The organism is Methylobacterium sp. D53M, assembly GCF_053345625.1.
Genome location: NZ_JBKFAL010000011.1, coordinates 165,645 through 177,165, shown reverse-complemented (window position 1 = coordinate 177,165; position 11,521 = coordinate 165,645). Strand labels below are relative to the sequence as shown.

Here is an 11,521-nt window from a genome sequence, read left to right as displayed (position 1 = left end):
TCAGTAATCACTCTCGTAATTACCGGTTGAGAAGAAGTCAAGTACCTCGGCTTTCGCCAAATCTACTTTTCTAAATCTCGGCAATTCCGTCCAACCCGCCCCGTTTTTCTTCCGGACCGCGTCGGGAGGCGCCGTATAAGCTGCCCCGGACTTTCCTGTCAACCACCCTTTTCCCCGGCGACGGAACCGAACCGGCCGAACCGGATCTCGGTGCCTCCGTCGACAGGGCGCGACGCGGAACGGCCCGGAGGCCCTTCGGTGCGGCGCTGGACGATGGACGCTCCCTCACGCACCCGGTCCGGGTCGAGCCTGCGCTCGCGCCCGACAGCGTCGCGATCCGGAAGGATCGGTGCTGGCCGGTAATGCTGAGGAAGTTCCGGCGGACGGCGTGCCGTCGTAACCGGTGAGGCGGATCTAAGGGCCCGAACCGCCTTGCGCAAGGGGCCGAGCGCGGGGCGGCCCCGACCGGGACGCACGGCTCGCGGATCGCGGCCGGCCCGCTCGACGGGCTGCACCCCCGCCGGTCGACGCGGGTGCTCCCCCCGGCGCTGCGCACGACCCACACCGCCTGAAACCATCGCGGCGGGTGCGCGAAGAGGCGTGATCGCGGTTGATCCTGAGGGACTCGATGACGCTGCTGCATGATCTCACGGGTGCGTCCCCCGGCATGACCGGGACCGCCCTGCTCCTGCGCGTCTCCGCCATCGGCGCGGCCCTGGCCGGGACCGCCGGCACCTTCGCGTATGCCGGCGGCTGGCTCTCGCCCGGCCAGCTCACGCCGGCCCGGATCATCGACCGGTTCGAGCAGGTGAACGGACCGCATCCCGGCTTCCGGCGCAACCACGCCAAGGGGATGTGCGTCGCGGGCCGCTTCACGGGCAAGGGCGCGGGCGCGCGCCTCTCGAAGGCGGGCGTGTTCGCGGCGGGACGCGTGACGCCGGTCGAGGGGCGGGTGGCGCTGGCCGGCGGCCAGCCCTACGCGGCCGACGCCGCCGCCACCGTGCGCAGCCTCGCCCTGCGCTTCCGGCTGCCGGACGGCGAAGAGTGGCGCACCGGCATGAACAACATCCCGGTCTTTCCGGTGCGCACACCCGAGGCCTTCTACGCGCAGCTCCTCGCGACCGAGCCCGATCCGGCCACCGGCAAGCCGGATCCGGAGCGCCTGAAGGCCTTCTTCGCGGACCATCCGGAGAGCGCGAAGGCCGACGCGCTGATCAAGGCGCGGACCGTGACCGCGGGCTTCGCCGACAGCACCTACTGGAGCCTGAACGCCTTCCGGTTCGTCGCCGCGGACGGCGCCGCCCGGCCGGTGCGCTGGGCCCTCGTCCCCGACCCGGGACCGGCGGTCGAGGCCGCGCCGGGCGACACGAACGCCCTGTTCGACGCGCTCGCCGCGCAGCTCGCGCAGGGCCCGCGGCACTGGCACCTGATCGTCACGCTCGGCCAGGCCGGCGACCCGACCGCCGACGCGACGCGGCCCTGGCCCGCCGACCGCGAGACGGTGGATGTCGGGACCCTGACCCTCACAGCGGCGACGCCGGAGGCCGCCGCCACCTGCCGCGACATCAACTTCGATCCGCTGGTGCTGCCGGACGGCATCGCGCCGAGCGACGACCCGCTGCTGAGCGCCCGGTCGGCGGCCTACGCGCGATCCGTCACCCGCCGGTCCGGCGAGGCCAAGACCCCGAGCGCCGTCACCGGCGCCGCGATCCACGGAGCCGCCCTGTGACCGAGCCCGACCGCTTCGACCGGCCCGCCCGCCTGCTCCACTGGACCATGGCGGCGCTGATCCTGGCCATGCTGCTGATCGGCGTCGCCATGGTGGCGTCGCTCGCCGAGTACGGAGCCCTCGTGGCCCTGCACCGGCCGCTCGGGATCCTGATCCTGGTCCTCGCCGGGCTCCGACTCGCCTATCGCTGGCGCAGCGCCCCGCCGCCCCTGCCGGCCGATCTTCCGGGCTGGCAGAAGCGCGCGGCCCACGCCTCGCACATCCTGCTCTACGGCCTGATGCTGACCATGCCGCTGATCGGCTGGGCGATGCTGTCGGCGGCGCGCTACCCCGTCATCCTCGCCGGTTCGGTGGTCCTGCCGCCGATCCTGCCGCAGGACCCGATGCTGTACGCGGCCCTGCGCCGGCTCCACACCGCGCTGGCCTACGGGCTGTTCGCCCTGATCCTCGCGCATCTGGCGGCGGCGCTGCTGCACGCGCTGATCCGCCGGGACGGTGTCTTCGCCAGCATGGCGCCCTTGCGGTCGACGCCGGCGAGGACCACCGAGGCGCCGAAACGACCCTCTCGTTCTCTTGAAAGTCTGATCCGTTCTCCATAAAGAACGCTCGCCCGCCTCGGTCGAACGGGGCGGGCGATCTCTGCGTGGAGGACGAGGCGATGTCAGAGGGATTAGCGGCGCGTACCGTCGCGGCGGCCAACGGCGTGGCCCAGGACGCGGCCTTCGGTGCGGTGATCGCGCCGATCCACCTGTCGACAACCTTCAAGTTCCCGGCCTTCGAGCAGCCCGGCCCCTACGATTACTCGCGCCTGGGCAACCCGACCCGGGACGCGCTGGCCGACACGATCGCCAAGCTCGAGGGCGGCGCCCGTGCCGTCCTGGTGGCGAGCGGCATGGCGGCCCTCGACCTCGCCCTGTCGAGCCTGCGGCCCGGCGATCTCCTGGTCGCGCCGCACGATTGCTACGGCGGAACGCACCGCCTGCTCAGCTTCCGCGCGGAGCGGGGCCATTACCGCGTCGCCTTCGTCGACCAGACCGATCCGGACGCGCTGGCGGCGGCCCTGGCCCAGGGACCGAAGGTCGTGCTGATCGAGACCCCGAGCAACCCGCTGATGCGCGTGGTCGATGTCCGGCGGATCACCGCGGACGCGAAGGCGGCCGGCGCGCTGGCGGTGGTGGACAACACCTTCCTGTCGCCCGCCCTGCAGCAGCCGATCGCCCTCGGGGCGGATCTCGTCGTCCACTCCACCACCAAGTTCCTGAACGGCCATTCCGACGTCATCGGCGGGGCCGTGATCGCCGCCGACAAGGCGATGGGCGAGGACCTCGCCGCCTGGGCGAACACGATCGGCGTCACCGGCTCGCCCCTCGACGCCTACCTGACGCTCCGGGGCCTGCGCACCCTGTTCGTCCGGGTGGAGCAGCAGCAGCGCAACGCCGCGGCCCTGGCGACCTTCCTCGACGCCCATCCGGCGGTGGCCCGGGTGCACTATCCGGGCCTGCCGACGCATCCGGGGCACGCCCTGGCCAAGGCCCAGCAGGCGGGCTTCGGGGCGATGCTGAGCTTCGAGCTGGCCGGCGGCCGCGACGCGGTGACGACCTTCGTGGAGGCCCTGCGGGTGTTCACGCTGGCCGAGTCGCTCGGCGGCGTCGAGAGCCTGATCGCCCATCCGCCGACCATGACGCACGCGGCGATGGACCCGGAAGCCCGCGCCATCGCGGGCATCACCGACGGGCTGCTGCGACTGTCGGTCGGCCTGGAGGCGGAGGCCGACCTGCTGGCCGACCTGTCGCGGGCCTTCCGGGCCCTGGACGGCTGACCAGGCCGGTCACTCCTCCTCGACCACGCTGAACCCGGACTCGTCCTCGACCACCCGGAAACGGGCGCGCTGCACGGTCCGGGAGCGCTCGGCCGCCTCGTCGCGGCACTTGTCGAGATGGGCGGCGCGGTTGACCACCTGCAGGTTCGGCGCGCCCCAGTAGCCGAGGAGCTCCGGCCAGGGCGCGTCGCGGTGCTCGCGCCAGACCCGGTAGAGCGGCAGCAGGTGGTCGACCTCGGCGGTCTTCAGCAGGCGCTTGCCGGTGGTGGTGCAGCGGTGGCGCTGGCGGAGCTTCAGCGCCCGGACCTGGACGTGGGGCGCGATCCAGAACTTCCAGGCCGCGACACAGGCCGCGTGCCAGCCGGCATTGGTGTTGGGCACGCCGCGCGCCCAGAGATCCCGGTGCCAGCCGAACCGGTAGACCGGCTGGCCGCAGATGCAGCAGGCGCCCCGCCCGCGGGCGAAGGCCGGATCGCGGAACGGCGCGGGCGGCGTGCGGAAGCTCCCGGCCCGCCCCTCGGCCCCGATCTGCCAGGCCCAGCCCTCCGGCGTGCCGGAGCGCGCCGCCAGCGCCCGGGCGAGCCGGTCGGCGCGGAGGATGTGGTTGCGCCAGTAGCTCTCGACGGCGAGCCGCGGCGTCGGCGGGATCAGGGGCCGCGCGAGGGCGTGCTGCAGGACCGGCGCCGGGAAGATCGCCGGCAGGGCCTTCTCCAGCCGTTTCCGGGCCTGCACGTTGCGGAGGGTACGCCAGCTCGATGTCGTCATGCCGGACCGGTGGTAACCCGACCGGCGCGGCGCCGCGACGGCGCCGGTGCAACAGCTTGCCGGTCCCGCGCGGTCGCCGCTCAGGGTTAAGAAAATGTTTCCCGTGAAACATCGCGCCGCTCGACAGGCCCGGCGCGGCCGCACCGGTCCGGCTCAGAGATCCACCGCCATCGACAGGAGGTAGGTGCGCGGCGCGCCCTGGAAGAAGGTGCCGAACGAGGCGACCCCGGTCCAGTACCGCGTGTCAGTCACGTTGAGGACGCTGGCTCTGAAGGTCGTCGGCCGCTCGGCGACGCGCGTCGTGTAGCGCAGGCCGAGGTCGAGGCGGGCCCAGTCCGGCAGGGCCTGGGTGTTCGCGAGGTCGACGAACTGCCGCCCGGTATAGATGACCGCGCCGTTGAGCGTCAGGCCGGGCAACCCGGGCAGATCCCACTCGGCCCCCAGGCTCGCCTGGACCTCCGGCACGCCGATCGGCCGGTTCCCGCGATTGGCGGCGAGCGCCGTCCTGACGAGGCGTCCGTCGAGCAGGGTCACGCCGCCGACCACCCGCACCTGCGGGGTGATCTCGCCGAACAGGCTCAGCTCGAGCCCGCCGACGCGCTGCTCGGCGGTCGCCGCGAAGCGCCCCTGCGGGCCGAGCTCGCCCGCGGGCTTCGTGATCCGGAAGGCGCCGAGCGTGGCGCCGAACCGGCCGAGATCGAGCTTCACGCCCGCCTCGACCTGTCGGGCCACGTAGGGCTCCAGGATCGTGCCGGAATTGGTCGCCACCGCCGGGGCCACGTCGCCGCGGCTCAGGCCCTCAATATAGTTGCCGTAGAGCGAGACCGAGTCCCAGGGTCGCACCACGAGGCCGACCATCGGGGTCGTGGCGCTCTTGTCGTAGGACGAGGCCAGCGTGCCGACATTCGACACGTAGTTGTGCGCCTCCACGCGCTGGCGGCGCACGCCCAGCGTCAGCAGGACGCGCTCGTCGAGGGCCGACAGCGTGTCGGCCACCGCGATCCCCGACAGGGTGCTGTCGGACAGGCGGGGCCGGCCGACGCCGTAGATCGGCGCGATGTACGGGACGAGGGCCGGCGCGTAGAGGTTCGACAGGTAGGCGCCCCGGCCGGGCGAGAACCGCCGTGCCGTCGCCTCGTCGTACACGGAGCCCTGCACTGTCAGGGCGTGCCGGATGAAGCCGGTCTCGAACCGGGCCCGGACGCCACCGTCGTAGGTGAGCCGGTCGACGCCCAGCGCGTAGAATTGCGGCGTGCTGGTCGTGTCGCCGCGGCCGTTGAGGATCGTCGGCGCCGACTGGAAGTAGCGCTCCACGCCGGTCTGCCCGCCGCCGACATCCGCGAACAGCGTGACTTGATCGGTCAGGTCGTACTCGGTGCGCAGCAGGCCGCCGCGATCGTCGACGTTTGAGTATTCCCAGGGCTGGGTCAGGTTCAAGCGGCCGTCGGGCGCCCGCGGCACGGGCACGCCGGCCCGCAGGAGGAACGGGCGCAGCGGCGCGTTGAAGCGGTCGGTCTGCGCCAGCAGGTAGAGCCACGCGCGGAACCGGTCACCCTGGTAGTCGAGGGCCAGGGCCCCGACGCCGGTCGTCTCGGTCTGGCGGTCGAAGGGCGTGGCGCCGCCGTGCAGGCTGCCGACAACGCGGGCGCCCCATTCCCGGCCCGACCCCCAGCGGCGGGCGACGTCGACCTGGCTGCCGCCCCAGGCGGACGAGCCGTAATCCAGCGTGACGCGAGTGAGGTCCGCGCCGGCGCGCTTGGGGACGATGTTGACCACGCCGCCGACCGCGCCGTTCGGCGACACCCCCGTGAGGGCGGCGGACGGGCCCTTCAGGACCTCGATGCGCTCCACGTAGTCGGTGAAGATGCGGAAGCTCGGGGCGATGCCGTAGAGCCCGTCGAAGGCGACCTCGCCGCTGGTGTTCTCGTTGGACGGGAAGCCCCGGATGGAGAAGGAGTCGAACGGCGCCCCCGTGGTCTGCGTGGCGCGCACCGACGGGTCGAGGACCAGGGTCTCGGACACCGTCCGCGCCTGCCGGTCCCGAATGAGCGTGTCGGTGTAGCTGGCGATGCTGAGGGGCGCCTTCTGGGTCTCGGTATCGCCCAGAAGGCCGAGGCGCCCGCCCCGCGCCACCTGACCACCGGCATAGGCCGGGACCGGGCCGCGCGGCGCGGCCGCGCCCTCGACCGAGAGCTCGTCGAGCTGGACCTCCCGGCCGGCCCCGGCCTCCTCCGCGCGGGCGGCGTGCAGCCCGGACCCGACGAAGCCCAGCAGGACGGCCAGCGGGAGAACCGGCCGGGCCGCGCGCCACCGGCGCCGGTTCCGCGCGGAAACAGGTACTGAGAAGTCGTGGGACCGCATTGTCGTGACGAAAGCTCCGAATCACGGAGCAAGGCAGCAAATATCCCTACATGTGTCAAAAATACATTTGGAGTAATTACAACTCTACAGTGCGATCGCAGCGCTGATCGAACATCATCGATATTTATTGTCGTATATACATAGATGCATTTCAGGACGTCGTGTTTATCAATGACGCGACCATCTTCGCGCGATCGGGGCGGCGATTTCACGGAGGGCCGGGCCGCAGCTCGGCCGAGGCGCACGGCCGGGATCATCGGTCCGGACGAGGCCGCCGAGGCCGGACCCAGCCGCGATTTCCCGTGGATCGTGCGCGGCCGGTCGGGTCGCCGGGGCGTTCGACCGCGCGACCACCGGATCCCGACGGGCCCGCGGGAGCGCCGACCGGCGGCCGCGGCGCCGCGATCGGGGCGCCCGGTTGCCAGGGTTGCCCACCCCGCCTAGACGGGCCCGGCGCGAAACGTGCCTGTCACCCTTCCTCTTGTGCAGAGGTCTTCTCCCGTGATCACCGGTCCGTGCCTCATCGTCCAGCCGATCCACGCGGCGGGCCTCGACCGGTTGCGCGCGGCCGGCCTGGAGCCGCGCCCGGCGAGCGGGACCGATCCCGAGACGCTGGCGCGCGAGGTCGCCGACTGCGTCGCCGTCATCACCCGCAACACCGGCTTCCCGGCCCGCGCCATCGCGGCGGCGCCGGCCCTGCGGGTGATCGGGGTGCACGGCACCGGCACCGACCACGTCGCCACGGCCGAGGCGACCGGGGCCGGGATCGTGGTGGTGAACACGCCCGGCGCCAACGCCGTCTCGGTGGCCGAGCAGACGCTGGCGCTGATCTTCGCCCTGGCCAAGGCCCTGCCGGGGGCCGACCGCTCGGTCCGGGCCGGCGACGACAGCTTCAAGTTCACCGCCCGGCTGATCGAGCTCGCCGGCCTGACGCTGGGCCTCGTCGGCTTCGGGGCGATCGGGCAGGCGACCGCCCGGCTCGGCGCCGCCCTGGGCCTGCGGGTGCTGGCCTACGGCCCGAGCCGCCCGGACGCGGACTTCGCCAATGCCGGCGCCCTGCGGGCCGCCTCGGTCGACGCGCTGCTGGCGGAATCCGACATCGTCTCCCTGCACGTGCCGCTGACCGCGGGCACCCGCGGCCTGATCGGCCGGGACCAGCTCGCGCGGATGAAGCGGGACGCCTTCCTGATCAACACCAGCCGCGGCGGCCTGATCGACGAGGCGGCCCTGGTGGAGGCGCTGGAGGCGGGCACGATCGCGGGCGCCGGGCTCGACGTCTTCGCCCAGGAGCCGCTGCCGGTCGACCACCCGCTGGCCCGCCAGCCCCGGGCGATCCTGACACCCCATGTCGGCGGCTCCACCGGGGCGGCCCTGATCCGCACCGCCGAGACCGCCGCGACCCGCGTGGTCGACGTCCTCGCCGGCCGGCGGCCGGGCGGGCTGGTCAACCCGGCCGTTTGGGAGCGGCGCCGCGGGGTGTGATGGTCCCCCCTCTCCCCGTGCGGGAGAGGGTTGGGGTGAGGGACGAGAGGCTTCGGGATCAAGCACCCGATCGACGCGATTCGAGGGGGAGCCTCATCCGGTGAGGTCTCACCCCTCACCCTGTCCCTCTCCCGCACGGGAGCGGGACCCGCGGCCGATCCTGACGGCGCGGCGGTCGTGGCCGGCCCGGTTCACGGTGTTTCGTCCGGACCGCGACCGCCCGCCGCGCGCCGTGTCATGCAATCGTCGCAGACGGGCCGGAAAGCCACCCGCTGCATCCGAGGCCAGAGAGGGCTCCATGGACTTCCACCGTCGCTTCACGGTCCTGATGTGCGCCCCGGCCTTCGACCCGGACGATCTCGAGGGCGCGCGCGTCAACCAGATCGTGGCGGCCGTGGAGCAGCGCGGATTCGAGGTGGTGCGCGCCCGGCGCGTCGAGGATGCGGCCATCGCGGTCCAGACCGACGCCGCGGTCGGCTGCCTCGTGGTCGACTGGGGCAAGCGCGGCCTCGACGGCAAGGCCGCCGCCCTCATCGACATGATGCGCCGGCGCGGCCTGGAGATGCCGATCGTCATCATGGTCCGCCGCAAGCGGCTGGAGGACATCCCGGTCGAGCTCCTCGACTTCATCGACGGCTACATCTTCCTCGCCGAGGAGACGCCGGAATTCATCGCCCGCGGCCTCGTCAGCCGGGTCACGCAGTACGCCGAGACCCTCAAGACCCCGTTCTTCGGCGCGCTCGTCGACTACGCCGAGAAGGGCAACCAGCTCTGGACCTGCCCGGGCCACAACGGCGGCATCTTCTACAACCGGTCGCCGATCGGCCGGATCTTCGTGGAGCACCTCGGCGAGGCGATCTTCCGCGACGACCTCGACAACTCGGTCCTCGATCTCGGCGACCTGCTGACCCACGAGGGCCCGGCGCTCAAGGCCCAGAAGGAGGCCGCCAAGATCTTCGGGGCGGAGAAGACCTACTTCGTCCTCAACGGCACCTCGGCCTCCAACAAGATCGTCCTGTCCTCCCTGGTGGCCGAGGACGACCTCGTCCTGTTCGACCGCAACAACCACAAGGCGGCCCATCACGGCGCCCTGTTCCTGGGCGGCGGCATCCCGATCTTCCTGGAGACCGACCGCAACGCCTACGGCCTGATCGGGCCGATCTTCCACGAGGCCCTGGACGAGACCCGGATCCGGGAGAAGATCCGCCGCAACCCGCTGGTGACCGACCCGGAGGCGTGGCGCCGGGAGCGGCCGTTCCGCGTCGCGGTGATCGAGCAGTGCACCTACGACGGCACGATCTACGACGCCCAGGAGATCCTGGAGAAGATCGGCCACCTCTGCGACTACATCCTGTTCGACGAGGCCTGGGCGGGCTTCATGAAGTTCCACCCGCTCTACGCAAGGCGCTTCGCCATGGGGCTGACCGGCCTCGACGAGACCTCGCCCGGCATCGTCGCCACGCAATCGACCCACAAGCAGCTCGCGAGCTTCTCCCAGGCCTCGCAGATCCACACCCGCGACGGCCACATCCGCGGCCAGACCCGGCGGGTCGAGCACAAGCGGCTCAACGAGAGCTTCCTCGTCCACGCCTCGACCTCGCCCTTCTACCCGCTCTTCGCCTCCCTCGACGTCGGCGCCCAGATGATGAAGGGCCGCTCGGGCATGATCCTGTGGGACGACACGATCCGGCTCGGGATCGAGTGGCGCAAGAAGGTCCGGGCGATCCGGCGCGAGTTCGAGGAGAACGAGCGCGATCCCGCGCGGCGCTGGTTCTTCGACCCCTTCGTGCCGGACGTGACGGTGAACGTCGACGGCGCGGAGGTGCCGTGGGAGAGCGTGCCGACGGACGAGCTCGCCGCGACGCCGCGCCACTGGGAGCTGAAGCCGGGCGCGCGCTGGCACGGCTTCACCCACGTGGCGCCGGGCTACGCCATCACCGACCCGAACAAGCTCACCGTGCTGACCCCCGGCTTCGACCGGCACACGGGGGCCTACGCCCAGCACGGCGTGCCGGCGCCGATCGTGGCGCAATACCTGCGTGAGAACCGGATCGTCGCCGAGAAGAACGACCTGAACTCGCTGCTCTTCCTGCTGACCCCGGGGGTGGAATCCTCCAAGGCCGGCACGCTGATCTCGGGCCTCGTCGCCTTCAAGCGGCTCCACGACGACAACGTCCCGCTGGAGGAGGCCATGCCGGAATTCGTCAACCGCCGGCCGAACCGCTACCGGGGCGTGCGCCTGCGCGACCTCTGCGGCGAGTTCCACGCCTTCCACCGGGAGGCCGGCACCTCGACGCTGCAGCGGCGGCAATTCGCCCCCGAGCACCTGCCCGAGATGGTGATGCCGCCCAAGCGCGCCGCCCAGCTACTGACCCGCAACAAGGTCGACTACGTGCCGATCGCCGAGGCCGAGGGGCGGATCGCCACCACGCTGATGCTGGTCTATCCCCCGGGCATCGGCACGGTGCTGCCCGGCGAGCGCTTGGACGACCGGGCCAAGCCCATGCTCGACTATTTCAAGATGTTCGAGGCCTCGGCCAACCTGTTCCCGGGCTTCGAGGCCGAGATCCAGGGCGTCTACCGCGAGGTCGACCCGGGCGGGCGGATCCGCTTCCACACCTACGTGGCGCGGGAGGGCGCCTGATGGAGATCGAGGCCGAGACGCCCGGCCTGCTCCCGGCCCGGTCCTGCCCCGACATCGTCATCCGCGCCTCCTCGGACGCCGATGTCGAGGCGATGGTGGCGATCTACGAGCACCATATCGGCAAGGGCGTGACCGATGTCAGCGTCGCCGAGGAGGACCGGCTGCTCCCCGACGACCTGAAGCGGCGGCGCAAGACCATGCGCAAGAAGCGCCTGCCGCACCTCGTGGCCGACCGGGACGGCGCGGTGGCGGGCTACGCCTACGCGGTGCCGTTCCGGAAGCGGCCGGCCTACCGCTACACCCTCAAGCACTCGATCTACGTGCATCCCGACCACCTGCACGCGGGGATCGGCCGGCGGCTGCTGCCGGCCCTGATCGAGGCCTGCGCGGCGGGCGGCTACCGCCAGATGATCGGCTACATCGACGCCGAGAACGCGGCCTCCCTGCGGCTCCACGAGGCCTGCGGGTTCGAGCGGGTCGGCTACCTGCGGGCGGTGGGCTTCAAGTACGGCCACTGGTCGGACAGCGTCATGGTCCAGCGGGCGCTGGGGACCGGGTCGGAGGACCGGCCGGGGTAGCGGGCCGGGACCGGGCGGCCTCCGACGCCCGGCCGCCGTCATCGCGAGCGCAGCGAAGCGATCCAGTCGCGCCACGCTCACGGAGGGCGCGCTGCCCTGGGTCGCTTCGCTGCGCTCGCGATGACGGAGCGCGTGACGTCCGA

The 11,521-nt window shown here is 72.1% G+C and carries 8 protein-coding genes; 6 read left to right on the top strand and 2 right to left on the bottom strand.

Annotated features, from left to right (window positions below):
* Nucleotides 1-628 precede the first annotated feature (628 nt).
* From ACLBYG_RS17310 to metB, 3 genes are read left to right on the top strand one after another with little or no spacing between them, the layout of a single operon-like run.
* Nucleotides 629-1,729 (top strand): catalase family peroxidase, encoded by a 1,101-nt coding sequence (locus ACLBYG_RS17310; protein WP_447682196.1) that lies wholly within the window; start codon nucleotides 629-631, stop codon nucleotides 1,727-1,729.
* The gene (locus ACLBYG_RS17305; protein ID WP_447682195.1) at nucleotides 1,726-2,328 is read left to right on the top strand and encodes a cytochrome b; all 603 of its coding nucleotides are present in this window, start codon (nucleotides 1,726-1,728) and stop codon (nucleotides 2,326-2,328) included. Before ACLBYG_RS17310 ends, ACLBYG_RS17305 begins: the two co-directional genes overlap by 4 nt.
* Before the next feature lie 59 nt (nucleotides 2,329-2,387).
* The gene (gene metB, locus ACLBYG_RS17300) at nucleotides 2,388-3,548 is read left to right on the top strand and encodes a cystathionine gamma-synthase (protein ID WP_447682194.1); all 1,161 of its coding nucleotides are present in this window, start codon (nucleotides 2,388-2,390) and stop codon (nucleotides 3,546-3,548) included.
* A gap of 9 nt (nucleotides 3,549-3,557) precedes the next feature.
* On the opposite strand, the gene ACLBYG_RS17295 is transcribed toward metB, so the two are convergent.
* The gene (locus tag ACLBYG_RS17295) at nucleotides 3,558-4,313 is read right to left on the bottom strand and encodes a hypothetical protein (protein WP_447682193.1); all 756 of its coding nucleotides are present in this window, start codon (nucleotides 4,311-4,313) and stop codon (nucleotides 3,558-3,560) included.
* A 153-nt stretch (nucleotides 4,314-4,466) separates the two neighbouring features.
* Nucleotides 4,467-6,596 (bottom strand): TonB-dependent receptor, encoded by a 2,130-nt coding sequence (locus tag ACLBYG_RS17290; RefSeq protein ID WP_447682200.1) that lies wholly within the window; start codon nucleotides 6,594-6,596, stop codon nucleotides 4,467-4,469.
* A 579-nt stretch (nucleotides 6,597-7,175) separates the two neighbouring features.
* Between ACLBYG_RS17290 and ACLBYG_RS17285 the strand changes: the two genes are divergently transcribed.
* The 3 genes from ACLBYG_RS17285 (at nucleotide 7,176) to ACLBYG_RS17275 (ending at nucleotide 11,378) form a co-directional block, all read left to right on the top strand.
* On the top strand, nucleotides 7,176-8,156 hold the full coding sequence (locus tag ACLBYG_RS17285) for a hydroxyacid dehydrogenase (RefSeq protein ID WP_447682192.1): 981 nt from the start codon (nucleotides 7,176-7,178) through the stop codon (nucleotides 8,154-8,156).
* Between the two features lie 298 nt (nucleotides 8,157-8,454).
* Nucleotides 8,455-10,800: an Orn/Lys/Arg family decarboxylase gene (locus ACLBYG_RS17280; RefSeq protein ID WP_447682191.1), complete on the top strand. Its 2,346-nt coding sequence runs from the start codon at nucleotides 8,455-8,457 to the stop codon at nucleotides 10,798-10,800.
* Complete coding sequence (locus ACLBYG_RS17275) at nucleotides 10,800-11,378, top strand: GNAT family N-acetyltransferase (RefSeq protein ID WP_020093947.1); 579 nt, start codon at nucleotides 10,800-10,802, stop codon at nucleotides 11,376-11,378. Before ACLBYG_RS17280 ends, ACLBYG_RS17275 begins: the two co-directional genes overlap by 1 nt.
* Nucleotides 11,379-11,521 lie beyond the last annotated feature (143 nt).

Bases quoted from the DNA above. Each gene is read 5' to 3' on its own strand.
- metB (WP_447682194.1), top strand. From the start codon at position 2,388: ATGTCAGAGGGATTAGCGGCGCGTACCGTCGCGGCGGCCAACGGCGTG.
- ACLBYG_RS17295 (WP_447682193.1), bottom strand. From the start codon at position 4,313: ATGACGACATCGAGCTGGCGTACCCTCCGCAACGTGCAGGCCCGGAAA.
- ACLBYG_RS17280 (WP_447682191.1), top strand. From the start codon at position 8,455: ATGGACTTCCACCGTCGCTTCACGGTCCTGATGTGCGCCCCGGCCTTC.
- ACLBYG_RS17310 (WP_447682196.1), top strand. From the start codon at position 629: ATGACGCTGCTGCATGATCTCACGGGTGCGTCCCCCGGCATGACCGGG.
- ACLBYG_RS17275 (WP_020093947.1), top strand. From the start codon at position 10,800: ATGGAGATCGAGGCCGAGACGCCCGGCCTGCTCCCGGCCCGGTCCTGC.